This window comes from Pseudomonas sp. NPDC090201 (assembly GCF_044746825.1).
Taxonomy (GTDB): domain Bacteria; phylum Pseudomonadota; class Gammaproteobacteria; order Pseudomonadales; family Pseudomonadaceae; genus Aquipseudomonas; species Aquipseudomonas putida_AD.
In genome coordinates, this window is sequence record NZ_JBIVCX010000011.1 from 26,432 (window position 1) to 51,157 (window position 24,726).

A 24,726-nucleotide genomic window follows, 5' to 3' on the forward strand; every position below is an offset into this window, starting at 1 on the left:
AAGTCTGTTCGCCGCAGGAAATGGTCGATGGTCGTGCTGACCATCGGCCTGTGTCAGGGAAACATCATCGGGGCGTGGGGCGAGGACTACATCGATCCGGCTCTGCGCAGCATCAGCCCTTCCCGGCTGCAGAGCCAGCCGGAGAAGGACCGCAGGAAACAGCCGGGCAACCCCGGCAAGACGCCCGCCTATCCACAGATTCCGGGCAGCGACGCCAGTGTACCCGGGACCGGAACAGGGGAAACCCTGGGCCTGCAGCAGGCCGTGCGACTGGCCGTGGACTGGCACCCCAGCATCGCCGAAGCCGTCGGCACGCTGTACCAGCAAGCCGAAGGCATCAACGTCGCCGAGGCCGGTTATTACCCGCAGATTTCCGGCGGGATCAAGGGAGGTTACAGCAGTGGTTACGGCAGCGACGCCGGCAGCCAGTCGGTGAGCATTTCCCTCAAGCAGATGCTGTACGACTTCGGCAAGGTCGACAACGCCGTGCAGGCGGCGCGGGCCAAGGCAGCGCGCAGCCAGGCGAGCATCCTGCTGGCCATCGACCAGGTGGGACGCGACACCGCGTTCGCCTACATCGAGGTGCAGCGCTACCAGCACCTGCTGGAGATCGCCCGCGAGCAGATCCACGGCGTGGGCGAAATCGTCGAGCTGGCCAAGCAGCGCAGTGACATGGGTGCCAGTACCCGCTCGGACGTGGTGCAGGCGCAGTCCCGGGTCGATGGCGCGATTGCCACCCTGCAGGAATACAAATCGCAGTACGCGCGCTGGGAGATGACCCTGGCCAACCTGCTGGGCCGCCAGACCACCCCACAGGTCAACGACGGCTTCGACCCTTCGCTGAACCAGTCCTGCAATGCCCCGATCATCACCGATGCACTGCCTGCGGTGCTGCAGGCGGTTGCACAGCGTACCCAGGCCCAGGCCGAACTGGCGCAGTCCAAGGCCGAGGCCTATCCGACACTGTCTCTTGAGCCATCGCTCAATCAGTACCTGGACAACAATTACGACAACCAGAACCCCGCCGTGGACCGCACCCAGGCGGCGATCTTTCTCAACCTGGAAGTGCCGATCTACCAGGGCGGCGCCATCAGCGCCCGCAGCCGCGCGGCAGGCTACGCGCTGACCGCTGCCGACTCGGCCGAAGACGCGGCCAAGCTTCAGGCCCGCCAGGGCTTGAGCGAATCCCAGGCGCAGACCTCCGGCCTCACCCGCCGGCTCAACTCCCTGGAATCACGGCAGAACAGCATCACCGAGGCCCGCGAGCTGTACGGCAAGCAGTACCTGGATCTGGGCACCCGGCCCCTGCTCGACCTGCTCAACGCCGAGCAGGAAATCCACCAGTCGCGTTTCGACCTGGCCAATACCCAGGCCGACCTGCGCCGCCTGCAAATCGATTGCCTGTACAACAGCGGCGGCCTGCGCCGGGCATTCGCCATTGATCACAGCAGCATTCAGCACGTGGAGATCCTGCCATGACCGATGCCATCGTCATTCCCAGCGACAGCAGCGCAGACGGCAGCCGGCAGAATTTCGGGCCCTGGCTGGACGCCGTGCTCAAGGTCGCGCGGCATTACCGGCTGGACGTCTCCCCGGAAAGCATCCGCCTGGCCTCCCTGCAAAACGAAGGGCGGGTCGAGGAAGTGGTCCGGCACATGGCGCGCCAGGCCGGCCTGAGCGTCAAGTTCGCAAGCTACGACCGCAAGAGCTTAAGCCGCTGGCGCACGCCGCTGGTGGTGCAACTGCGCGATGGGCAGGTCGGGGTGATCGAAAGTGTCAGCGAGCAAGGCGAACTGGGCATCGCCTTCAGCGGCGACCAGGGCCTGCAGAGCCGCATGGACCCCGCGACCCTGGCCGAACAGGCGCTGCGCACGGTGATCCTGCGCCCCACCCAGCCACTCAGCGACGTGCGCACCAACGACTACATCAAGCCCTACGACGAACACTGGTTTCGCCGCATCGTGCTCAGTGACCTGCGCCCCTATTCCCAGGTCATGCTCGCCTCGCTGGTGGCCAACCTGCTGGGCATGGCCGGGGTGCTGTTTTCCATGCAGGTCTATGACCGGGTGATTCCGGCCGAATCGATGCCGACCCTGTACGTGCTGTTCGGCGGTGTCATGCTGGCGCTGGTGTTCGACCTGGTGATGCGCCTGATGCGCCTGCGCATCACCGACGTACTGGGCAAGCGCGCCGACCTGCGGGTCTCGGACCTGGTGTTCGGCCACGCCCTGCGCCTGCGCAATTCGGCGCGGCCCAAGTCCACCGGCTCCTTCATCTCGCAGTTGCGCGAGCTTGAACAGATTCGCGACCTGATCACCTCCAGCACCGCCACGGCGCTGGCCGACATGCCGTTCTTCCTGCTGTTTCTGCTGGTGTTCTACCTGATCGGCGGGCCGCTGGTGCTGATCCCCTTGATCGCACTGGTGGCGATGATCCTGCCCGGCATTCTGGCCCAGCGAAAGCTCGCCAGGCTTGCCAACGAATCGATGCGTGAAGCCGCGCTGCGCAACGCGATGCTGGTGGAAAGCGTGCAAGGCATGGACGACATCAAGGCATTGCAGGCCGAGCAGCGCTTCCAGCAACAATGGAACCACTACAACGCAGCCTCCGCCGAGAGCAGCCTGCGTCTGCGCAACCTGACCAACAGCCTGGTGGCCTGGACCCAGAGCGTACAAGGCGGGGTGTTCGCCGTGGTCATCGTCTGCGGCGCGCCGATGGTGATCTCCGGCGACCTGACCACCGGCAGCCTGGTGGCGGCCTCGATCCTGTCATCGAGGATGATGGGCCCCATGGCCCAGGTCACCCACGTGCTCACCCGCTGGCAGCAGGCCAAGGTCGCCCTCGAAGGGCTCAACCGCATCATGCAGATGCCGGTGGATCACCCCGAAGGCAGCCAGCGCGTGCACCTGCCGGCAATTCGTGGCGACTACCAGTTGCGTCAGGCCGGTTTTCGCTACAGCGAAGAATCGCCCATGGCCCTGAGCGGCATCGACCTGAAGATCCGTCCCGGCGAGCGCATCGCCATTCTGGGGCGCAACGGCGCGGGCAAATCCACCCTGCTCCACGCCCTGGCCGGTGGCATGGACCTGAGCAGCGGCGAGACCACCCTGGACGGCATCGCCCTCGGCCACCTGGACCCCGCCGACCTGCGCCGCGACGTCGGCTTGATGTCGCAGCAGGCCCGGCTGTTCCACGGCACCCTGCGGGACAACATCACCCTGGGCGCGGGCCAGGCCAGCGATCAGGAAATCATCGCCGCGCTGGCCGTGACCGGCGCGCTGGATTTCGTGCGCCAGTTGCCCAAGGGCATGGACCACCTGGTCCTGGAAGGCGGCCTCGGGCTGTCCGGCGGGCAGCGGCAGAGCCTGTTGCTGTCACGCCTGTTGATCCGCCAGCCCCAGGTGTTGCTGCTGGACGAACCCACCGCCTCGCTGGATGACATCACCGAACGTTTCCTGCTGGAAAAACTCGCCACCTGGTGCCAGGGCCGGACCCTGATCGTCGCCACCCACCGGGTCAGCGTGCTGCAACTGGTGGAACGCATCATCGTGCTGGACAACGGACGCATCGTCATCGATGACCATCGCGACGCCGCCCTCGCGAGGCTGCGTACACCGCAAGGAGCACCGGCATGAAGGCATTGACGGCTGACAACACCCCACGCCTGCCCGATCAGGTTTCGTATCTGGATGGCAGCGACGAGCGCAAGGTCAGCGGCGGCGTCAGGGTGATCTGGGGCTGCGCGCTGATGCTGGCGTGCTTCTTCATCTGGGCGGCACTGTTCGAGGTGGTCGAGGTGTCCACCGGCACCGGCAAGGTGGTGCCCAGTTCCCGGGAGCAAGTGATCCAGTCCATGGAGGGCGGGATCGTCAAGCAGATGAACGTCACCGAAGGCGCCTTGGTGGAACGCGGCCAGGTGCTGGCGCAACTGGATGCGGTGAAGACCGAGTCCAACGTCGGCGAGAGTGAAGCCAAGTACAAGGCGGCACTGGCCAGCGTCAATCGCCTGCAGGCGGAGGTGAGCGACCAGCCGCTGAAATTCGACGCCTCGCTCAACGACTCGCCCAACCTGATCCGCGCCGAAAGCGAACTCTACAAGGCCCGCCGCAAAGGTCTGGAAGACACCCTGACCGGCATTCAGAGCTCGCTGAAACTGGTGCGCAGCGAACTGGAAATCACCGAGAACCTGGCCAAGATCGGCGCATCCAGCAAGGTCGAGGTGCTGCGCCTGAACCGCCAGCGCTCGGAACTGGAACTCAAGGCCACCGAGGCCAAGTCCGATTACATGGTGCGTGCCCGCGAGGACCTGGCCAAGGCCAACGCCGAAGCGCAGATGCTGGTGGCGGTGATCCGCGGGCGCAACGACTCGCTGTCGCGCCTGACCCTGCGCTCGCCGGTGCGCGGGATCGTCAAGGACATCGAAGTGACGACCATTGGCGGCGTGGTCCCACCCAACGGCCAGTTGATGCAGATCGTGCCGCTGGATGAACAGCTGCTGATCGAGACGCGGATCTCGCCTCGGGACATCGCGTTCATCCATCCCGATCAACAGGCCAAGGTGAAGATCACCGCCTACGACTACTCGATCTACGGCAGCCTGGACGGCAAGGTGGTGACCATCTCCCCGGACACCATCCAGGACGAGGTCAAGCCAGAGGTCTTCTACTATCGGGTGTTCATCCGTACCGACTCGGATGTGCTGCGTAACAAGGCCGGGAAGACCTTTGCCATCGTTCCCGGCATGATTGCGACGGTGGATATCCGCACCGGCGAGAAGACGGTGCTGGATTACCTGATAAAACCGCTCAACCGCGCCCGCGAAGCCTTGCGCGAACGTTGATCAGCGGCTGGCGACGTGGGTCGTCTGACCGGCCGGGTTCGACTGGGCCAGATAGCGGCTCCACTCGCGGCTGATCTCCACGTACGGCAGGAAGATACTCACCCGTGGCTGGCTGGCCAGGTCCGGCCGCTTGATGGCCTGAAGGTCGCTGGACGTCAGGAACGCCACGGTGATGCCGACCACCTTGCCGTCGGCCGAGAACACCGGGCCGCCAGACATGCCCTTGGCGACCGGTCCGTCGTGGGTGCCATACATGACGCTGCCTTCGTTGGTGTCCAGGCGCACCAGCGCGGGAAGCGCATGGCCACTGCCCTTGACCGGCACATACAGCGAATTGAACCCCACCGCCGTCAGCGCTTCACCGGGCTTGTACGCCCGCCAAAGCGGAACGCCATCGGCCTTGTGCTTGAAAAACTGCACATCGCTGCGGCCTTGATAGACCGACCCCGGGATGTAGGGAATGTGCTTGACGGTGACAGCATACTCCTCGTTCCATTGCACGGCCGTACCCATGAGCATGTAGGGTAGCGGCGCGCCCGAATGGACGACGAAAGCCTGGTTGTACACGGGATCCTGATTGAAAGCGGTGGGCATTCCATTGCATCCGCCAAGCAGCACTGAGGCCGCTACCAATGACGAGATGGCACGCATGTTTGGCACACGAGGTTGGTTGATGAGGGCGCAAATATGTCATTGAGCCATCATCCTATCAATAGCCTCACGCTACCGCTTGTCTGCTATCGATGCACTGAGATTATTGGATCCAAGTCTTTCGTTGTGCGTTGAGTGAATTTCTTTTTAATTCTGCGAATGGCTGCCAACATCGGCAAAACTGCTAGAGTGAGGCGGCCGGACGCGTTTGCTTTCCGTCTACCTTCCGTCTGACCTCCAGGGAGCACCATGTTCGAATTCATTTTTCTGGCCTTGCTGATCGGCATAGGCGGCACAGCATTGCTTGATCTGTGGGCGGTGTTGCTCAAGGCCACCCTGGGCTTGCCGACGCCGCCCTGGCATCTGGTGGGCCGCTGGTTTGCCGGCATGCGCCACGGGCAGTTCGTGCACCGCCGGGGTATCGCGAATTCTCCTGAAGTGGCGGATGAATTGCGCATTGGCTGGATCGGGCATTACACGGTGGGGGTGATTTTTGCCGCGGTGCTGTTGACGATCTGGGGCGTGCAATGGGCCCACAGCCCGACGTTCTTTCCGGCATTGCTGGTGGGCCTGGTAACGGTGGGCGCAGGCTGGTTCATTCTGCAACCGGGAATGGGCGTGGGAGTCGCCTGCAACAAGGCCCCCAACCCTGCGCTGGCGCGGTTGCAGAATGTGGTGGGACATGTGGTGTTTGCCATCGGGATGTATGGGGCGGCGTTGCTGGTGGGGTGATCGTTGATACGCTTAGCCGCACGGCTTGCCGGCGGGCGTGGTGCTCCTTACACATCTCGGTTGAATGTTCCGCCCATTCGCGGGCAAGCGCGCTCCTACGGTTACGGGTGTGGCGAAGATATCGAATCCACCCCAATCTTGTAGGAGCGCGCTTGCCCGCGATGGCGGCCGCAAGATCGCCGACGCCGGCAAGCCGTGCTGCTACGGTCAGAGTTGCCCGCGACGGACGTGGTGCCACACACACATTTCGATTGAATGCTCCGCCCATTCGCGGGCAAGCGCGCTCCTACGGTTTCGGGTGTGGCAAAGAATATCGAATCCACCCCAATCCTGTAGGAGTGAGCTCGCTCGCGATGGCGGCCGCAAGATCGCCGACGCCGGCAAGCCGTGCGGCTACGGGAATTCGATGACTCGGCAGATCAAACCGACGCAACCAACCGCCCTACCTCGGCCATCACCGCATTGACCTGCGCGGCGTCGGCCCTGGAGTGGGTGTAGTACACCGTCACGATCATCGGCGCGCGGCTGGTGGGCCATATCACGGCGACGTCGTTGCTGGCGTTGTTGGCGCCCGAGCCGGTCTTGTCGCCGATGCGCCAACCCTTGGGCAGGCCGGCGCGCAGTTTCTGGTCGCCGGTCTTGTTGCTCACCAGCCAGGCGATCAACTGATCCCGCGAGGCCGGTGACAGCACGTTGCCAAACACCAGCGTGCGCAAGGTATTCAGCATCGCCACTGGCGTGGTGGTGTCTTGCAGGTCACCAGGGCGGTTTTCGTTGAGTTCGGGTTCGTGGCGGTCCAGGCGGGTGGTGTCATCCCCCGTCGAGCGCAGCCAGTCGGTCAGTGCCTGCGGGCCGCCGACGCTGTCCAGCAGCAGGTTCGCAGCGGTGTTGTCGCTCAGCGTGACCGCCGCCTCGCAGATCGAACCAACGCTCAAGCCCCCCTCGCCCGTATGTTTCTCGGTGATCGGCGAATAAGGCACCAACTGCTCCTTGCCGTAGACGATCATTCGCGAAAGGTCTTCCTGCTTTCTGTCCACGCGCACCAGCACGAATGCCGCCAGCAACGCCTTGAAGGTGCTGCACAGGGCGAACCGCTCATCGCCGCGCTGGGCGATCAGCCGCTGGCTGCCGGTGTCGAGAATGGCAACGCCCAGCCGCCCGCCATGGCGACGCTCAAGCTCGGCCAATTGCTGTTCGATGGAAGTATTGGCAGGGCTCGCGACATCGGCCGCAAGCGTTGAGAGGCTGTACAACGCGGGGATCGCCAGTAGCGAACCGCCGATCAGGCTTCTGCGGGAAATCAAGATTCACGTCCTTGTTGGTGCAGATAAGTATCTCCGACCATCAGCAAAGGCAGCCGTCTGCGCAGGCTGCCATCACAGGTTGATGCTCGACTCAGGCAGGCACGCCCAGAATGATGTGCGATGCCTTGATGACCGCAGTGGCGTCGACGCCAGGTTTGAGGCCCAACTCGGTCACGGCTTCACGGGTCACGATAGCGTAGACCTCTGTACCGCCGGCCAGGGTAATGATCACTTCGGCGTTTACCGCACCATCGCTGACCCGGCTGACCTTGCCTTGCAGGCTGTTGCGCGCCGACAGGCGAAAGCCGCTCGCGTCGGTCATGACCATGACCCACGGCGCCTTGACCAGCGCGACCGCTTCCTTGCCCACCGCCAGCCCCAGGCTCTTGACGCTTTGCAGGGTGACGACCGCCACCAGCTCTTCGCCGCCGGCCAGGGTCAGGGCGACCTCGGCGTTCACCGAGCCTTCCTGAATCTGTTTGACGGTGCCTTTGAATACGTTGCGGGCGCTGACTTTCATGTCGTGTGTCCTTGTCATGAGGGGAATGAATCGCCGCCCATCTTCGAAGGGAGCGTTATGTCATTACAACTACAACGCTCAATTTTTCTGACCTAAAAGTCAGGAAAGTAGATCCTCATAGAACGCGCCATACGGCTTGCTCGGGTGGGCGATCTGGATTTCCAGAATCCACAGGCCGGGATTGGGCACTGCGTCAAAATCCCCCAGGTTACCGCCGCGATAGATCGCATGGGGAAAATCGCAGACGCGATGGCCCTTGATCTCAAGATTCAGCTTCCAGCCCATGGCCGTGGCCTGCTCCTCGGCAAAGCGGTACAACTCGACGCCTTGCACGGCGCCAGTCTTCCAGCGCTGCTCGACCACATCGAACAGGGTTTTGGCGGCAGCGGCGCAGGCTTGCATTTCAGGGTCATTGCCAGTGGTGAACGTCGCCCCGGCGTCGCCTTCATGGCCCTGCCAGACGGCGCCCATGTCGATGAAATAGATGTCGTTCTCGCCCAGCACCGGGTCGCCATCGGAGCGCTGCTTGAAGGTTTTCAGGGTATTGGCGCCGAAGCGGATCAGCATCGGGTGCCAGATGCGCTGGGTGTCGAGCTCGGCCAGCGCCGCCTTGCCCAGGGCCACCGCCTCGGACTCCAGCATGCCCGGCTTGATGCGTCGGGACACCAGCTCGATGGCCTTCCAGGTCATGGCCTGGGCATGGCGCATGGCCTGGATGTCGTAAATCGCCCCAACCGCTTCCTTCGCTGCTGCGTTCATTGCGTCCTCTCGAGTGTTGCCGTTGTGATATCGCTATGACATTTACTACATAGCGATGCAACGGGCAATCACCGATGCCGACTGAAGGTCGAAACCGAGCGCACCCAGGTAATCAGCCGCAACGTTGCCGGGTTGTCCTGCTCCTCGTGGTCGGCGGCCAGTTCACCGGCAAGCGACGCCAGAGACTGCGGCAACAGCCACGACACTTCCTGCTCGGACGTCTGGCACTGGTTGGTATCGTCTTCTTTCTCGAAAGCGGGCCAGTTACTCATCACAACACTCCTGCACACGCATGGATGGTTACAGATCGAGCACCAACGGCCCTTGGGCCGGGACTGCGCAGCAGATCAGCACGTGGTCGGCCGCCGGCATTTCGGCGGGTGGGACCGGGTAATGCACCTGGCCGCTGACGAGCCGGGTCCTGCAGGTGCCGCACGAACCGCCGCGGCAACTGTATTCAGGGGTAAGGCCACGGCTTTCGGCCAGGTCCAGCAAGCTTCCGCCATCGGGCTGCCAGCGCGCCTCCTTGGCGGACTTCTCGAAGATCACCGGCACCGATGTCGTGGCCGCAGGCGGCTGTTCGATCCCGGCGGTCTGTTGATCGCCGGTACGCTTGAGGGTCGAGGGTCCGAAGGTCTCGGCGTGGATCCGCTCGTCACGGATGTGCATCGCCCTCAACTCGTCATACAGCCCTTGTGTGAAGCTTGCCGGTCCGCAGACATAGAAATCGAAGTCGTTGAACGGCAACAGTGCCTTGAGCAGATTCAGGTCAATGCGACCTGCGAGGTGGAAGTCATGACCCAGGCGAGCCTCGGTTTCGGGCTGGCTCAGCAGGCGGACGGCCGTGAGTTTGTCTCCGGCGCTGGCAACCAGTGTGTCCAATTCCTCGCGAAAAGCCAGATCCACCAGACGACGTGCACTCTGGACGTACCAGGTGGGGCGCATCTTGCGCATGCGTTTGCCCTGATAAACCACCTCGCGCAGCATCGACAACATGGGTGTGACGCCGATACCGGCACCCAGCAGCACCAGTGGCCGGGTTTCCAGCGGATCGAGGACGAAACTGCCCTGCGGCGCCCGCGCCTCGATCACATCACCGACCTTGAACACGTCATGCAGGTGCCCCGAGACCAGCCCGTCGCGCTTGACGCTGATGCGGAAAAACTCATCCGATGGCGCACTGGACAGGCTGTAGGTGCGGATCACCGGCCGGTCCTGGCCCGGCAGGGTCAGGCGCAACGGCAAGTGCTGCCCGGCCTTGAACGCCGGCATGCCTGCACCATCGGCGGGCTCGAAGTAGAAGGAGCGAATGCCCGCGCTTTCGTCTTCGATCCGCGTCACGTGCAATGGCCGCCACTGATCGCGCAGGGCGTCGGCCTGCAACCGGGTCGCGGCCTGTTCCCAGTCGCCGGTCAGCAGGCTCATGGGGGAAAACTCTTCGAACTCCCAGCGCGAACGCAGCGCCTGCGGACGGCGAACCACCGCCTCGACCTCCACTTGCCAGAGCCGCTCTGCCCCCTGGAATGCCGCGATTTCCGGGCCTTCGAGAATCACCGTGGCGCGCCCGGTCAGTTGCAGCACGTCACCGGTGGGAAAGTCGATGAACAGCAGGCCGGCTTTCGGGTTGACCAGCAGATTGCCCAACGTGTTGAAGAACAGGTTGCCGGCGAAATCCGGCACGGTCAGCACGTTGCCTTCGACCCGGACGAAACCGGCCTGCCCGCCGCGGTGGGACATGTCCACCGAACGACGAGGCGCATCACCCTCCAGGTCCACGTAGCTGGCGACGAACAGCGTGTCGGCCGCACTGATCATCGCCACCGCTGCGTCGTACAGGGCGTCCATATGCTGCACTGGCGGACGCTGCTCTTTACCAGCGACATCCAGAGGGATCTGTTTGAGTTCACGCAACTGGATATAGGCCGGGCAGTTACCGAACGAATACTCGACGCCGATCGAAAAACCCTGATCGTCGATGGCCTGGATATGGCCGTTCATGCGGTTGCGGCGCCGGGTGTGCAGGTCGATCCCCAACAGGCCCACTGCAGTGCCCGGAGCAAAGGCTTCGCCCATCGGATCGTCGCTGTCGGGCAAGCGGGCGATGTCCAGCCGGTGCTCGGTGGGCGATGCGATGAAGCCGACGTCGGCGTCCATCAGGCTCGCCCAGGGCCTGCCTTGTGCATCCACCGCACCGATGAACAGGTACGGTAGATGCTCGTAGAATTCACGATGTTGATCGGGCATGAAGTCGCGCACGACCCGTTTGCCCAGGGCTTTCATCCGCTCGGCGACACCGGCGTGTTCCTGCATCTGCAGTTCACCCGGATGCCACGGTGAGTTTTTTTCAGAAGACATGTCGTTCATGACGCAAACCTCCGAGCAGTGAAATCATCGACGGATCGTGGAGTGCGCGTGCCGTGCAGCCGCGCACTCCCTGCAATCAAACCACCAGGCCGGCCTTGGTGCTCGGCATCGGCACGAAGCCCTTGAGCCCTTCGACACGGGCCAGCCAGGCGCGCACGTTCGGGCAGGCTTCCAGCGACACGTTCCCTTCAGGCGCGTGGGCGATGTAGGTGTAGGCGGCGACGTCAGCGATGGTGGCGTGATCGGCGGCGAGGAACTGGCGGCCGCTCAGGTGCTTCTCGATGATCTGCAGCACCGCGTGGGCACGTTCGATGGTGTCTTGCGGGTCGAAACCTGCGCCGAATACGGTAATCAGGCGGGCGCGGGCCGGGCCGTTGTTGATCTGGCCCGAGGCCACCGACAGCCAGCGCTGAACCTGAGCGGCGCCTTCGGCATCGGTAGGCAGCCATTGGCCGGTGGTGTCGTATTTCTTCGCCAGATACACCAGGATCGCAGTGGAGTCGGCGATGATCGTGCCGTTGTCGTCGATCACAGGCACTTGGCCGAAGGTGTTCAGTGCCTGGAACTCGGCGTTTTTCTGCGCGCCCTTGGCAAGGTCAACGAAACTGATTTCAGGCTCCAGCCCCAGCAGCGACAGCATCAACTGTGCACGATGGGCGTGGCCGGACAGCGGGAAGTGATACAGCTTGATTGCGCTCATGGGTTTGGCTCCTGGTTCTGTGTGAGTGGGTGTCAGTGCGGGCTGATCCGTACTGATGGAGCGATACTGATCCACAACAGCAGAAGACAGAATCACCACGAAAGGCAATCCAGCATTTCATCTCATGAAATTATTGGCGTTTCGCGGTCATCCTCCGGTGGACAGCACGGGGTGCTGGCGCATGCGTTCAACGGCAAAATCCACAAAGCTGCGCACCCGCGCCGATGCCCGCCGCCCTTCACGATAGACCAGATGCACCGGAACGGGATCGGGCTCGAAGGCTTCGAGCACGGGGACAAGTTGCCCGGCGCGCAGGTGCTCGTCAGCCTGATAGTGCAGGCAGCAGACCAGCCCTGCGCCCCTGACCGATGCCTCGATGGCCGACCTGGGCGTGGTGCAGCGCAGCACCGGCTTCAAGGGCACCGTGCGCATCAAACCGTTCTGGCGCAGGCGCCACTCCTGCATGCGGTTGTCGGCGCTGCACACCACGACCGAGTGGGCGGCCAGATCGGCTGGGGTTCGAGGTTCGGTGTGGCGCGCGAGGTACGCGGGGCTGGCGCAGACGATCTGGCGCACGGCACCTACTTCACGCGCGACCATGAACGCATCCGGCAGCGCGCCGATGAGCACCGCCACATCGATGCCTTCTTCGTGCAGGTTGGGAAAGCGGTCCTGATAGGTGACCGACATCTCGATGCCCGGCCAGGCCTTGAGGTAGTCGAGGACAATCGGCATCAACAGACGATCACCGAACAGCAAGGGCATTACCAGGCTCAGCAGGCCCTTGGGTTCGACGTGCAGACCATTGGCCGATGCGTCGGCTTCATCGGCCATGCGCAACAACCGCTCGCATTCGCTGGCGAAGGCACGGCCGACCTCGGTCAGGCTCACGCCGCGGGTGCTGCGGTTCAGCAACTGCGCGCCGAGGCGGGTTTCCAGGGCGGCCAGCGAGCGACTGATGGTCGCCTGGGAAACCCCGAGCCTGCGCGCGGCCGCCGCCAGCCCCTGCTCGCGGGCCACGGCGGCGAACACGGTCATTTGCTGATGACGATCCATCAGCGGCTGCGCCCGGCGGCCTTGATCGCGGGGTCGTTGTTCATGCGTTCGACGCAATAGTCGACAAAAGTCCGCACCTTGGCCGACACCTTGCGCTCGGCCTGATAACACACGTGCACCGGCACCGGCGGCTCTTCGAAGTCCTCCAGTATCAGCTCCAGCTCGCCACTGGCCACCTGGCTTGCGACCTGATAGGACAACACCCGCGTCACGCCCCAGCCCATCGCGGCGGCCGAGATCGCCCCCTGGTTGGCCGACACTGTGAGCCGCGAGTGCAGATCCACCTGCAGCGGCTTGCCGTCTTCCATGAAGTCCCAGCGGCGAACCAGCACACTGGATGCGGAGATCACCAGCCGGTGTTGCTTGAGGTCATTGGGGTGCTGCGGGCGGCCGTGGGCATCCAGGTACGCGGGCGATGCACAGAGCACGCGGCGCACTTCGCCGACCTTTATGCCGTGCTGGCTGCTGTCCATCAGATGGCCGATGCGCACGGCAACATCGATGCCCTCCTCGACCATCTGCGTCACGCGATCAAGCAACAGCGCGTTGACGCTCACGCCCGGGTATTGCTGCAGGTAGCCGACCACCAGCGGCATGACGAACAACTCGCCAAACAGCATGGACGCGGTGACGGTGAGCTGGCCGACAGGCTCGGCGATGCTGCCCCCTGCCGAGTCTTCGGCTTCTTCGAGTTCGCCGAGGATACGCCGGCAGTCGCTCAGGTAACGCTGGCCGGCTTCGCTCAGGTGTACGCTGCGGGTCGTGCGTGACAGCAACAGCGTGCCGATGCGCTTCTCCAGCGCCGCCACCGCACGAGTGACACTGGGCGCCGACATCTCCAGGCGCCGGGCAGCAGTGGCGAAACTGCGCTCTTCGCAGACGGCGATGAAAACCTGCATTTCCTGAAATCTGTCCAAGGCGGGGCTCGGTATCTGAGGGTGGGCGGGGACATGGTTTACACGTGCAGCGGGCGGTGAGGCAAGGGTAATAGCGTTTCGGGGGCTTTGCCTGGGCGTTGCGAGGCGAAATCCCTTCGTAGGAGCACGGCTTGCCGGCGGGAGCGATCTTGAGGACGCCGTCGCGGGCAAGCGCGCTCCTACAGAGCAGGCGCCACATTCCCGTAGCAGCACGGCTTGCCGGCGGGAGCGATCTCAAGGACGCCGTCGCGGGCAAGCGCGCTCCTACAGAGCAGGCGCCACATCCCCGTAGCAGTCCGGCTTGCCGGCGTCGGCGAACTCAAGGACGCCGTCGCGGGCAAGCGCGCTCCTACAGGAGATGAGGCGCGAGGCGAAACATCCTGAAATATCCGCTTGACGACGACCACCCGACTGAGCGTTCATATTAGCGCACGACCGTACTCCACTTTTCTCAACACACCCTCAGGAAACACTCATGGTTTCGTCCGTCCTCGCGGCTTCCCTCTCCCGCCGCCGCATCCATTACAGCTGGGTCATCCTGGCCGTGACCTTCCTGACCATGCTGGTGATGGCCGGTGCCGTCGGCGCGCCTGGGGTGTTCATCAAACCGCTGGAGGCGGAATTCGGCTGGGACACCGCCGAAATCTCCTCGGCGCTGGCCGTGCGTTTCGCCCTGTTCGGCCTGACCGGCCCCTTCGCTGCGGCCTTCATGAACCATTTCGGCGTGCGCAAAGTCGTGCTGTCCGCGCTGACCCTGGTCGCCACCGGCATGATCCTCTCGCTGTTCATGACCCAATTCTGGCAGTTAGTCATCCTGTGGGGGCTGGTGGTGGGTTTTGGCACCGGCCTGACCGCCATGGTGCTGGGCGCCACCGTCGCCACCCGCTGGTTCTCCCAGCGTCGCGGCATGGCCATGGGCTTGCTCTCGGCCAGTTCCGCCACAGGGCAACTGGTGTTCATGCCAATGCTGGCCAACCTCACTGAACATTTTGGCTGGCGCACCGCCCTGACCTGCATCTGCGTGGCCATCGTCATCGCCGGCGTCGCGGTGCTGGCGCTGATGCGCAATCACCCCGCCGACCTGCAACTGCCCTCCTACGGCGACACCGAAATCCAGCCCACCGCTGCCAGCAAACAGAGCCTGGGCCAATTGCTGGTCACACCGATCAAGGTGCTGCGTGAAGTCTCCGGAACCTGGACGTTCTGGGTGCTGTTCATGACGTTTTTCATCTGCGGCGCCAGCACCAACGGCCTGATCCAGACGCACTTCATCAGCATGTGCGGCGATTACGGCCTGATCGCCACCACCGCCGCGAGCATGCTGGCGGTGATGGGGATTTTCGACTTCTTCGGGACCATCGGTTCAGGCTGGCTGTCGGACCGCTACGACAACCGCTGGCTGCTGTTCTGCTACTACGGCTTTCGCGGGTTGTCGCTGATCATCCTGCCGTTCTCGGATTTCACGGTGTACGGCCTGTCGTTCTTCGCGCTGATCTATGGCCTGGACTGGATCGCCACCGTACCGCCGACGGTCAAGCTCACCGTGCAGAAGTTCGGCCCGGCGCGGGCCAACATCGTCTTCGGCTGGGTGTTCGCCGGTCACCAGTTGGGCGCCGCCTTTGCCGCTTACGGCGCCGGATGGACACGCACTCACTTCGCCAGCTACCTGCCCGCGTTCTTCATCTCGGGCCTGTTGTGCGTGATCGCGGCGCTGATTGCGTTGTCCATCGTGCCGGTGGTCAAGGCGGCGCAGGCTCAGCCTCAGAGCAACTGACGGGCCGTCAGCCACATCCCGTAGCCTGCGCCCATCAGGCCCCACGCCAACAGCGGGTGAAACACCACCCGCCAGGCTCGTGCCCAGGGCTCGAAACCGACGCCATGGACGAACCCGCCGGCCACGCCCCACATCACCAGCATCAGCAGGCTGTGGGAATAGTGGCCGTCGGCATCGAGCATCGAGGCGGGGTGAATCAGCAGGACCAGGCTCATGGGCACCGCCATCAGCAGGGACAGCACCCGGCTGATGGCATGGCCGAACGGTGAACGGGCAACCCTAGCGGTCACGGCCGTTCTCCACCACGTCAGTATCCGAAGCCTCAAGCCACAAGGCATTGATGATGCCGAAGCTGCAGGCCAGCAACACACCGAGAATCCAGGCGAAATACCACATGTCTGTCGCTCCTTAATACAGGCCGTGAGGGTTTTGTTCGATGTGCGCATCGGTGACCTTGCCCCACATGCGGGCGTAGCACCACAGCGTGTAGCAGAGGATCAGCGGCACGAAGATGGCGGCGGCGACCAGCATGATGACCAGGGTTCTGTGGCTGGACACCGCGTCCCACACCGTCAGGCTCGAGGCCGGGTCCAGGCTCGATGGCATGACGAACGGGAACAGCGCGAAACCCGCCGTGCACAAGGCGCCGACAATGGCCAGGCTGCTGCCCGCGAACGCTGTCCGGCCCTGCCCCGCGCTGGCACCGAGCAAGGCCAGCAGTGCGCCAAAGATCCCCAGCAACGGCGCGATGACGGTCAAAGGATGCGCGTGGTAGTTGGCCATCCAGCCGTGATTGGTAGCGGCAACGGTCTTTGACAGCGGGTTCAGCGCGCTGCCGGCATCGAAGGCCGAGGTGATCGACAGGCCCTGAATTCCCCCCAGCAACAGCCACACCCCCGCGCCGACGAACGCCAGCAGAAACACCAGCGACAGCCACTGCGCTGCACGCCGCGAGCGACGGGCAATCGCGCCTTCAGTGCGCATCATCAGCCAGGTGCCGCCGTGCAGCCCGAGCATGGACAGGCTCACCACCCCGGCCAGCAGGCCGAAGGGGCTGAGCAGTTGCCAGAAGTTGCCGTGGTAGCTGGAACGCAAGGTGTCATCGAACTGAAACGGCACGCCCAGCAGCAGGTTGCCGAAGGCCACGCCGAACACCAGCGACGGTACAAGGCCGCCGACGAACAGGCCCCAGTCCCAGCTCTGGCGCCAGCGGGTGTTCTCCAGCTTGCTGCGATAGTCGAAGCCCACCGGGCGCACGAACAGCGCGAACAGCACCAGCAGCAGCGCCCAGTACAACCCGGAAAACGCCGCCGAGTAGACCAGCGGCCAGGCGGCGAACAGCGCGCCACCGGCGGTGATCAGCCACACCTGGTTGCCGTCCCAGTGCGGGGCGATGGTGTTGATGACCACCCGGCGTTCAGTGTCGGTGCGGCCCACGAAAGGCATCAGCATCGCTGCGCCCAGGTCGAAGCCGTCAGTCAGAGCGAAACCGATCAGCAGCACGCCGACCAGCACCCACCAGATCAGTTTGAGTGTCTCGTAATCGAACATCGTCTGTTCCTCAGGCCAGCGCCGGTTGTTTGGCTGCGGTCACGTCGCTTTCACCGCGTTCGAAGTGATAACGCCCGGTGTGCAGGCTGCTTGGCCCCAAGCGGGCGAACTTGATCATCAGGTACATCTCGATAATCAGCAGCACGGTGTAGAACGCCACCAGCGCCAGGATCGAGCCCATGACATCCCCCGCCGAAAGCGTCGAAGCCGACAGGTGCACCGGCAGCACTTCACCAATCGACCAGGGCTGGCGACCGTGTTCGGCCACCCACCAGCCGGTCTGGGTGGCGATCCACGGCAGCGGCAGGCTGAACAGCGCCCATTTGAGCAACCAGCGCTTGCCGGTCTCGTTCTTGCGCGCCGAGGCCCAGAAGGCGCAGGCGAACAACAGCAGCATCAGCACACCGCTCAGAACCATGATGCGGAAGGTCCAGAAGATCGACGCCACGTGGGGGATCGAATCCAGCGCCGCCTGTTTGATCTGCTGCTCATTGGCATCCACCACCTTGTCGGTGTACTTCTTGAGCAACAGGCCGTAGCCCAGGTCTTTCTTGACGTCGTTGAAGGCATCGAGGGTCTGCGCACTGTGGTCACCGGCGCGCAGCTTGCCCAGCAACTCGTAGGCGATCATGCCGTTGCGGATGCGGCCCTGATGCTCGCTGACCAGGTCCTTGATCCCTGTGACCTGTTTGTCTACCGAGCGGGTGGCGATGATGCCCATCACGTAGGGAATCTTCACCGCGTAGTCGGTTCGCTGCTCAGCCTGGTTCGGCAGACCGAACAAGGTGAAGGCCGCTGGGGCCGGTTCGGTTTCCCATTCAGCCTCGATGGCCGCCAGCTTGGTTTTCTGCACATCGCCGATCTCGTAGCCGGACTCATCGCCCAGCACGATCACCGACAGGATCGACGCCATGCCGAACGCCGAAGCGATGGCGAACGAACGACGTGCAAAGCCGGTATCCCGGCCCTTGAGCAGGTACCAACTGGAAATCGCCAGGACGAAAATGGCGCCGGTGACATAACCGCCGGCCACGGTGTGCACGAACTTGACCTGCGCCACCGGGTTGAACACCAGCTCGCTGAAACTGGTGAGTTCCATGCGCATGGTGGTGAAGTTGAACTCGGCGCCAACCGGGTTCTGCATCCAGCCATTGGCGATGAGAATCCACAGCGCCGACATGTTCGAGCCAATCGCTACCAGCCAGGTCACGGCCAGATGCTGCACACGGCTCAAGCGATCCCAGCCGAAGAAGAACAGTCCGATGAAGGTCGATTCGAGGAAGAACGCCATCATCCCTTCGATGGCCAGCGGCGCGCCGAAGATGTCGCCCACGTAATGGCTGTAGTAGGCCCAGTTGGTGCCGAACTGAAACTCCATGGTCAGCCCGGTGGTCACGCCCAGGGCGAAGTTGATGCCGAACAGCTTGCCCCAGAACCGGGTCATGTCCTTGTAGACCTGCTTGCCGGTCATGACGTACACCGACTCCATGATGGCCAGCAGGAAGGTCATGCCCAGGGTCAGGGGGACGAAGATAAAGTGGTACAGCGCGGTCATTGCGAATTGCAGTCGAGACAGGTCGACGACTGATTCCGAAATCATTGTGGGTTCTTCTCATCAGGTTCGGGAGGGGCACCCATTACATGCAGGCCGACTTGCACCCCGTCATCGCTGACGTCGACCGGCGCGTCGAACCAGACGCTCCGGATGCCCATCAGCAGGATGAGTTTGAGCAACAGGATCAGCCCGATTTCTTTCGCCAGCGGGTGTTTGAGGAAATCGAAAGGGCCAGGCATGTTGAGGACTCGTCGGGGTACGAGGTATTTTTCCTACAGACCTTTCTGAGGATTTTGATCTGGATCAAGGGCGGGGGGATGGGGGGTGTGGCGTAGTGCCACAGGGGGACTGTGGTTGGTATTGGATTGTGGGTTTTTGAGGGGCTTGGCGGGGGATTGCTACGTGGATGCCCTGCGGGCGCATCGCGGGCAAGCGCGCTCCTACATCTTTTGCAACGTGCCGCATCTGATGGACCGAGTGGGTAGCCTCGCGGGTACACCCAAAGATTTTGTGTCAGGCACCAAGGCTATCAACGCGGTCCATCAGGCCATGGCGCGTTGCAACAAATGTAGGAGCGCGCTTGCCCGCGATAGGCCCGAAGGGCATCCACGTAACCATCCCAAGCCAAACCAACGCCACCACACCTCCAATCCCCTCAATCACACCCAACCCACCCCCAATTAGATGATAAACGGCACCCAATCCCCTCAAGAGCCCGCCACTGCAGCCGATATCAGTAACGTGAAGGCAGTTGTCACGTAGGCGCCCCGGGCCGTCAGCCGGATGAGCGCCACCACTGCCATCGATGAGGTAGCCACCCATGACGCCCCCCAACCACAAACTCAAGGCCCGCAACGTGCTTTACGCCGTCGTGCTCGCGTGCCTGAACGTTTGTGCGAGCCAGGCTGAGCCGATCCGGGTGGTCACCGAGGAGCTGGCGCCCTACAACATGACCCTCAACGGCCAGTTGACCGGCATGAGCACCGAAGTCGTGCAGGCGGTGCTCAAGGAAGTGAACGTCGATGCCACCATCCAGTCCATGCCCTGGGCCCGGGCCTATGACCTGGCGCTGCACGATCCCAACGTGCTGATCTACTCCATTACCCGGACCCCCGAGCGCGAACACCTGTTCAAGTGGGTGGGCACCATCGCCACCTCCCGCTGGTACATCTATTCCTCTGCATCCCACCCCGTCAGCCTCATGGACCTGGACGACGCACGGGACTGGCAGACCGCCACGGTCAACGAAGACGTCGGCGAGCAATACCTGATCGGCAAGCGCTTTGCAGTCGGCCAGCAGTTGCAGCCGAGCAACCGCTACGAACTCAACTACCAGAAATTGCGCACCGGCCATGTCGACCTGTGGATTTCCGACGAGCTGAACGCCACCTGGCTGGCCCGCCAGGCCGGCGACGATCCCGAGCGCACGCTGGTGCGCTCCTTGCGTGTGCCCGAGCTTGAGGATTCGGGGGGCTTCAACATGGCTTTCAGTGCCGGGACTGCGGATGCTACTGTTGCGCTGTTCAAGAAAGGGCTGAAGACCATCCGTGAGAACGGAACCTACGATGCCATTGCGCGGAAATGGAATTGAGCATGCTCGCAGAGTCCGATTCGAATCTTCCCGAGGAAGCCGTGCCCCCACGCAGCGGCTCGCTGGCGCGCAGGCTGGTATTGGCCACCCTGGCGTTCTGCCTGTTGTTTACCGTCGCCACGGTCACCGTTCGCACCTGGTTTGCCTGGAACAACAACCTGGCGACCATGAATGCCGAGCTGAGCCTGATCGACCAGGTGTTCCAGGGCACCTTGTCCAAGGCGGTCTGGGAAATGGACAACGACGCGTTGCAGGCGCAGATCGACAGCGTCGCGCTGGCCGCGCCGGTGGGCAAGGTCGAACTGAAAATCCTGCGCCCGGGCCGTGCGGCTGAACTGCTGCAACGTCAGCATCCCGGCCACAGCGGCTCGATCCTCGCCCCCGCCCTGCACCGCCAGTTGACGGTCACCCCCTACCCCGGCGCCAACGAAGTGGTGGGCGAGCTGACCATCGAAGGCGACGAGAGCCTGCTCTGGAAGCGGCTGTGGAAGGAAGTCTGGATCATCATGCTGACCCAGGTCATCCAGTCCCTGGCGCTGGCCGGGCTCATCATGGGCATGTTCAACCGCTCGGTGACCCTTCACGTGCGGCGCATCGCCCGGCACCTGGAACAGCTCACGCCGCAGAACCTGAAACATCACCTGATGCTCGAACGCAGTGGCAAGGCCGGTGACGAACTGGACATGCTCGAAGCCGGGGTCAATGACCTGCAGGACAAGCTCGCCACCCACCTGGAGCGCCAGGCCCGGGACGAAATCGCCCTGGCCGCCAGCCGCGACCACCTGGCCGAAGTGGTCGAGCAGCGCACCGCGCAATTGCAGGCGGCGAACATTCGCCTGGAAGCCCTGACCCGCTTCGACCCGCTGACGGGGCTGGCCAACCGTCGCCACTTCGACGAGCTCAAGGAGCTGGAATTCAACCGGGCCCTGCGCCACCACCAGCCACTCTCGGTGCTGATGTGCGACATCGATTTCTTCAAGCTCTACAACGACACCTACGGCCATGCCATGGGCGACCAATGCCTGCGCGACGTGGCCCTGACCATGAGCGCACTGTTCTCGCGCTCCGGGGAACTGGTGGCGCGGCTGGGCGGTGAGGAATTCGCCGTCCTGCTGCCTGGCCAGGTCCGCGAACAGGCCGCAGCGTCGGCCGAGCGCCTGCGTGAGCTGCTTGCCAACCAGCAGCTGCCCCACGGCGCGTCGCACGTATCGCCTTATGTCACGCTGAGCATTGGCGTCGCCGAGCTGGATCCGGCGACCATGGAGCGTTTCGACCAGTTGTTGCAAAGCGCCGACAAAGCCTTGTACCGGGCCAAGAGCCAGGGCCGCAATCGCTGCGTGATCTGAAAAGGGAGCATCTTTCATGAGTACCACCCCCCGTTCGGTCAAACGGCGTTCACTGGCGTTCTGTGCCACCGTGCTGGCTCTCGCGTGCCTGAATGCAAGGGCCGACACGCTGCAAGTGGTCACCGAGGACTCCTCCTACAGCGCCTTCGAGAACGGCAAGGTGGTGGGCGTCGCCAGCGAGATCGTCGAACAGACCCTCGCCCGGGCCGGCATCACCGATTACCACATGACGCTCTACCCGTGGGCGCGCGCCTATGACATGGCGCGTCTGGAACCCAATGTGCTGATCTACCCGATCATCCGCAGCGCCGAACGCGACCCGCTGTTCAAGTGGGTCGGCGAGCTGGATCAGGTCACCCCCTCGTTCTACAAGCTGCGCGAACGCCGCGACGTGGTGGTCAAGACCCTGCAAGACGCCAGGAGCTACAGCGTCGGCGTGGTGCGCGACGACTCGCGCCAGGAATACCTGGAGGGCAAGGGATTCAGCAAGATGGTGGTGTCGGCCAACAACCTTGACAACCTGCGCAAACTGCTCAGCGGCCAGGTGCTGCTGGTGCCGATGCCCGAACGCGAGGCGCGGGAACAGTGCGATGACCTGCACATTGCCTACGAAGACCTGGAGGCGGTCTACACCCTGGACGACCTGTCCAAGGGCCTGTACGTCGCCATCAGCCTCAAGACGCCGGAAGAAACCGTCAAGCGCATCACCAACGCCTTTGCCCAACTGAAAAACGACGGCACCGTGGCCAAGGTCCTCGCCCGCTAGTTTCCCTCCCTCCCCGCAAACGCAAACGGCCCTGCCAGAGGGCAGAGCCGTTGAATGTTTCGTCAGGCGTTGGCGATCAGTTGCCCGCCACCTGTGCTACCTCGCCGGAAGTCACCAGCGCCTTGAGCGACAGGTCGAACTGTTTCAGGGCATTGATCTGCAATTCGCGTTGTTGGTCGATCTGCGCGGCGATTTCCGGTGCGGCCTTGTCGTGGACCCAGATCGAGCTCAGTTCTTTCTCGCCCAGCCCTTGCGCCTGGCCGATGTATTGTAGGTTGGCGTCGTAGAACTTGGCCACGAACCGCGCCTCGAACTTGCTGTTGCGTTGGGTCACCAACTGGCTATAAGTGTCGAGCATGACTACCACATCGGGACGCGCCTTCATCAGTGCATCGAGATTGTCGTAGACCGTCACCGAGGCAAACTCCTTCTGCAAGGAACCCTTGAGCCAGTCGATGGCCAGTTTCGGATCGGAGCTGTTGATGAAGGCATTGCTGATGCGCGAATCCAGCTTGCCGCTCTTGATGCCTTTGAGCGCGACAGCGTGGTAGCGCTCCAGATATTCAAGGGTGCCTACAGTGTTTTCGCTGTAGAGCACGCCCACCGACTGGGACTTTTTCAGGCTCAGCGCGCTGTCGGCAACCGGCAGGAAATGGCAGGACTGCTCCGCCGCTGTGTAGGCTTGCGCGTTATCGGCAGCATAGGAAGGCGCGGCGGCGAACCCGCCAGTCAATACGGCGACGAGCGTCAGCAGGGTTGAAATTCTCATCGCGCATGTCCTTCTAAAGCCAGTTCGGTATGGCTCTATCCTGCTCCTTTGCTGGAAAAAAAGAACTCCCGTTTCTTGATGTTCACTATCGATTTCACGAATGGTAGAGGTATTGAGAAAGTCCTTTACGGTTTCGCGAATAAAACAACTTTCCAATAGGCGTAATCGAACTAACTCAGACCGCTAAGTTGAGGATCACCTGGCGGACTTTATGCAGTGCAGCGGTCAATGCCTCAGGCTCCAGCGATCCCAGCGCCAGGCGCAATGCGTGGGGAACGGGGCCGCAGGCGGCAAACGGCTCGGCAGTGGACACGGCGATGTCCTGCGCAAGCAATGCCACGGCCACCTGATCGGCGCGCACTTCTTCGGGCAGCGGCAGCCATAGAAAGTACGACGCCGGATGGCTGATCACCGCAAGCCCGGCCAGGGTCTTTCTGGCCAGCCGGTTGCGACTCATCGCGTCCTTGCGTTTCTCGGCTTCGAGACGCTCGACGGTACCATCCATGACCCATCCGCAGACCAATGCCGTCATCACACCCGGGGTGTTCCAGGTGGTCGCGCGGATCGCCCGCTCGATCGACGCCACCCATTTGAGGGGCGCGGCGATGTAACCAACCCGCAAGCCGGTGGCGACGTTCTTGGAGAAACCTGAAATATAGACCGTGCGGTCGGGCGCCAGCGTCTGCAAGGGCGCGGGCGGGTTCTGCGCGAGAAACGCATAGGCCGCGTCCTCGATCAGCAGCAGGTCGTGGGCCTGGGCGATGTCCGCCAGCCGCCTGCGCCAGGCCGCGTCCAAGACCCAGCCCATGGGATTGTGCAGCGTCGGCATCGCATACACCGCCTTGATCCGGCGCTTCGCGCAGAGGGTTTCAAGCGCCTGAAGGTCGGGCCCGGTTTCGCTCAACGGGATCGGCACCAGCTCCAGCCGATGGGCCTGGGCGATGACCTTGAAGCCCGAGTAGGTCAGCGCATCCACCGCCACCACATCGCCGGGCTTGAGTAAGGCCATGACCGTTGCCGCCAGGCCATGCTGGGCGCCGCTGACGATGAGGATCTGTTCGGCGCTCACCCCAAGCCCGCGGTCGATCAGGTGCCGTGCCATGCAGGCACGCTCATGCAGGCGCCCGGCATGGGGCTGATAGCGCAGCAAGGCTTCCAGATCCCCCGACAATGCCAACTGCCGCAGCCCGGTGCGCAGCATCTGCGCCTGGCCCGGCAGCGCCGGGTAGTTGAAATTGAGGTCCAGCATCCCCGCTGCGGTGGCCTGCTGATCGACGCCATGGGTCAGGGGCAGCGCGATCTCGCGCACGAAAGTACCGCGCCCGGTTTCGCCACTGACCAGCCCCATCGCCTCAAGCTCGGCATAGACCCGGGATGCCGTCACCAACGCCAGCCCCTGTTGCTCGGCCAACTGACGGTGGGTCGGCAAACGGGTGCCGGGCGGCAGGGCTCCGGAGGCGATGTCGCTGGCGAAGGTGTCAACCACGGTCTTGTAGCGGGCGCGAGGCATGGGTGATGTATCCATGACAAT

Annotated in this window: 24 protein-coding genes; 8 read left to right on the plus strand and 16 right to left on the minus strand. The window is 63.3% G+C overall.

Annotated features, from left to right (window positions below):
- Window positions 1-27 precede the first annotated feature (27 nt).
- From ACIPOO_RS22155 to ACIPOO_RS22165, 3 genes are read left to right on the plus strand one after another with little or no spacing between them, the layout of a single operon-like run.
- Complete coding sequence (locus ACIPOO_RS22155) at window positions 28-1,479, plus strand: TolC family outer membrane protein (RefSeq protein WP_400609840.1); 1,452 nt, start codon at window positions 28-30, stop codon at window positions 1,477-1,479.
- Window positions 1,476-3,635 carry a type I secretion system permease/ATPase gene (locus tag ACIPOO_RS22160; protein WP_274129956.1) on the plus strand — a complete coding sequence of 720 codons (2,160 nt, stop codon included), beginning with the start codon at window positions 1,476-1,478 and terminating at the stop codon, window positions 3,633-3,635. The genes ACIPOO_RS22155 and ACIPOO_RS22160 overlap by 4 nt, the downstream gene beginning before the upstream one ends.
- Window positions 3,632-4,840 carry an HlyD family efflux transporter periplasmic adaptor subunit gene (locus ACIPOO_RS22165; protein ID WP_274129957.1) on the plus strand — a complete coding sequence of 403 codons (1,209 nt, stop codon included), beginning with the start codon at window positions 3,632-3,634 and terminating at the stop codon, window positions 4,838-4,840. The genes ACIPOO_RS22160 and ACIPOO_RS22165 overlap by 4 nt, the downstream gene beginning before the upstream one ends.
- Here the strand turns inward: ACIPOO_RS22165 and ACIPOO_RS22170 are convergent, their stop codons facing one another.
- Window positions 4,841-5,434, minus strand: a complete 594-nt coding sequence (locus tag ACIPOO_RS22170) for a trypsin-like peptidase domain-containing protein (RefSeq protein WP_400609843.1) — start codon at window positions 5,432-5,434, stop codon at window positions 4,841-4,843.
- Window positions 5,435-5,740: 306 nt separating this feature from the next.
- Here ACIPOO_RS22170 and ACIPOO_RS22175 point away from each other — a divergent pair, with 306 nt between their 5' ends.
- The gene (locus ACIPOO_RS22175) at window positions 5,741-6,223 is read left to right on the plus strand and encodes a DUF2938 domain-containing protein (protein WP_400609845.1); all 483 of its coding nucleotides are present in this window, start codon (window positions 5,741-5,743) and stop codon (window positions 6,221-6,223) included.
- A gap of 419 nt (window positions 6,224-6,642) precedes the next feature.
- On the opposite strand, the gene bla is transcribed toward ACIPOO_RS22175, so the two are convergent.
- From bla to ACIPOO_RS22215, 8 genes are all read right to left on the minus strand, one after another.
- A complete protein-coding gene (gene bla / locus ACIPOO_RS22180) occupies window positions 6,643-7,527 on the minus strand; it encodes a class A beta-lactamase (RefSeq protein ID WP_400609847.1) in 885 nt (294 codons plus the stop codon).
- Window positions 7,528-7,618: 91 nt separating this feature from the next.
- Window positions 7,619-8,047: a molybdopterin-binding protein gene (locus ACIPOO_RS22185; protein WP_274129961.1), complete on the minus strand. Its 429-nt coding sequence runs from the start codon at window positions 8,045-8,047 to the stop codon at window positions 7,619-7,621.
- 99 nt (window positions 8,048-8,146) lie between these two features.
- Complete coding sequence (locus tag ACIPOO_RS22190; RefSeq protein ID WP_400609849.1) at window positions 8,147-8,806, minus strand: M24 family metallopeptidase; 660 nt, start codon at window positions 8,804-8,806, stop codon at window positions 8,147-8,149.
- Window positions 8,807-8,874: 68 nt separating this feature from the next.
- Entirely contained in the window at window positions 8,875-9,078 is a 204-nt protein-coding gene (locus ACIPOO_RS22195; protein WP_274129963.1) for a hypothetical protein, read from the minus strand.
- 28 nt (window positions 9,079-9,106) lie between these two features.
- Window positions 9,107-11,161, minus strand: coding sequence for a pyridoxamine 5'-phosphate oxidase family protein (locus ACIPOO_RS22200; protein ID WP_400609852.1), 2,055 nt, complete (start codon window positions 11,159-11,161; stop codon window positions 9,107-9,109).
- 85 nt (window positions 11,162-11,246) lie between these two features.
- Complete coding sequence (locus ACIPOO_RS22205; protein ID WP_400609854.1) at window positions 11,247-11,870, minus strand: glutathione S-transferase; 624 nt, start codon at window positions 11,868-11,870, stop codon at window positions 11,247-11,249.
- 147 nt (window positions 11,871-12,017) lie between these two features.
- On the minus strand, window positions 12,018-12,926 hold the full coding sequence (locus ACIPOO_RS22210) for a LysR family transcriptional regulator (protein WP_400609856.1): 909 nt from the start codon (window positions 12,924-12,926) through the stop codon (window positions 12,018-12,020).
- Window positions 12,926-13,843, minus strand: coding sequence for a LysR family transcriptional regulator (locus ACIPOO_RS22215; RefSeq protein ID WP_400609858.1), 918 nt, complete (start codon window positions 13,841-13,843; stop codon window positions 12,926-12,928). Before ACIPOO_RS22215 ends, ACIPOO_RS22210 begins: the two co-directional genes overlap by 1 nt.
- A gap of 475 nt (window positions 13,844-14,318) precedes the next feature.
- Between ACIPOO_RS22215 and ACIPOO_RS22220 the strand changes: the two genes are divergently transcribed.
- Window positions 14,319-15,617, plus strand: coding sequence for an MFS transporter (locus ACIPOO_RS22220; protein ID WP_400609860.1), 1,299 nt, complete (start codon window positions 14,319-14,321; stop codon window positions 15,615-15,617).
- Here the strand turns inward: ACIPOO_RS22220 and ACIPOO_RS22225 are convergent.
- Genes ACIPOO_RS22225 through cydP form a run of 5 tightly spaced genes read right to left on the minus strand, consistent with a single transcriptional unit; the run spans window position 15,605 to window position 18,962 of the window.
- Window positions 15,605-15,907 (minus strand): cyd operon YbgE family protein, encoded by a 303-nt coding sequence (locus tag ACIPOO_RS22225; RefSeq protein WP_400609862.1) that lies wholly within the window; start codon window positions 15,905-15,907, stop codon window positions 15,605-15,607. The genes ACIPOO_RS22220 and ACIPOO_RS22225 overlap by 13 nt on opposite strands.
- A complete protein-coding gene (cydX, locus tag ACIPOO_RS22230; RefSeq protein ID WP_400609863.1) occupies window positions 15,897-16,013 on the minus strand; it encodes a cytochrome bd-I oxidase subunit CydX in 117 nt (38 codons plus the stop codon). Before cydX ends, ACIPOO_RS22225 begins: the two co-directional genes overlap by 11 nt.
- Before the next feature lie 12 nt (window positions 16,014-16,025).
- Entirely contained in the window at window positions 16,026-17,168 is a 1,143-nt protein-coding gene (gene cydB, locus ACIPOO_RS22235) for a cytochrome d ubiquinol oxidase subunit II (RefSeq protein ID WP_400609864.1), read from the minus strand.
- Between the two features lie 10 nt (window positions 17,169-17,178).
- Complete coding sequence (locus ACIPOO_RS22240; RefSeq protein WP_400609866.1) at window positions 17,179-18,768, minus strand: cytochrome ubiquinol oxidase subunit I; 1,590 nt, start codon at window positions 18,766-18,768, stop codon at window positions 17,179-17,181.
- On the minus strand, window positions 18,765-18,962 hold the full coding sequence (gene cydP, locus ACIPOO_RS22245; protein ID WP_274129972.1) for a cytochrome oxidase putative small subunit CydP: 198 nt from the start codon (window positions 18,960-18,962) through the stop codon (window positions 18,765-18,767). Before cydP ends, ACIPOO_RS22240 begins: the two co-directional genes overlap by 4 nt.
- 581 nt (window positions 18,963-19,543) lie before the next feature.
- Here cydP and ACIPOO_RS22250 point away from each other — a divergent pair.
- Genes ACIPOO_RS22250 through ACIPOO_RS22260 form a run of 3 tightly spaced genes read left to right on the plus strand, consistent with a single transcriptional unit; the run spans window position 19,544 to window position 22,426 of the window.
- Window positions 19,544-20,314, plus strand: a complete 771-nt coding sequence (locus ACIPOO_RS22250) for an ABC transporter substrate-binding protein (protein ID WP_274129973.1) — start codon at window positions 19,544-19,546, stop codon at window positions 20,312-20,314.
- 2 nt (window positions 20,315-20,316) lie between these two features.
- Window positions 20,317-21,660, plus strand: a complete 1,344-nt coding sequence (locus ACIPOO_RS22255) for a diguanylate cyclase (protein ID WP_274129974.1) — start codon at window positions 20,317-20,319, stop codon at window positions 21,658-21,660.
- 16 nt (window positions 21,661-21,676) lie between these two features.
- Window positions 21,677-22,426, plus strand: coding sequence for a substrate-binding periplasmic protein (locus tag ACIPOO_RS22260; RefSeq protein ID WP_400609869.1), 750 nt, complete (start codon window positions 21,677-21,679; stop codon window positions 22,424-22,426).
- A 76-nt stretch (window positions 22,427-22,502) separates the two neighbouring features.
- Here ACIPOO_RS22260 and ACIPOO_RS22265 read toward each other — a convergent pair whose 3' ends face one another.
- Both ACIPOO_RS22265 and ACIPOO_RS22270 read right to left on the minus strand, forming a co-directional pair.
- Window positions 22,503-23,195: an ATPase gene (locus tag ACIPOO_RS22265; RefSeq protein ID WP_400609871.1), complete on the minus strand. Its 693-nt coding sequence runs from the start codon at window positions 23,193-23,195 to the stop codon at window positions 22,503-22,505.
- Window positions 23,196-23,370: 175 nt separating this feature from the next.
- On the minus strand, window positions 23,371-24,705 hold the full coding sequence (locus tag ACIPOO_RS22270; RefSeq protein WP_400609873.1) for a PLP-dependent aminotransferase family protein: 1,335 nt from the start codon (window positions 24,703-24,705) through the stop codon (window positions 23,371-23,373).
- Between the last annotated feature and the right edge of the window lie 21 nt (window positions 24,706-24,726).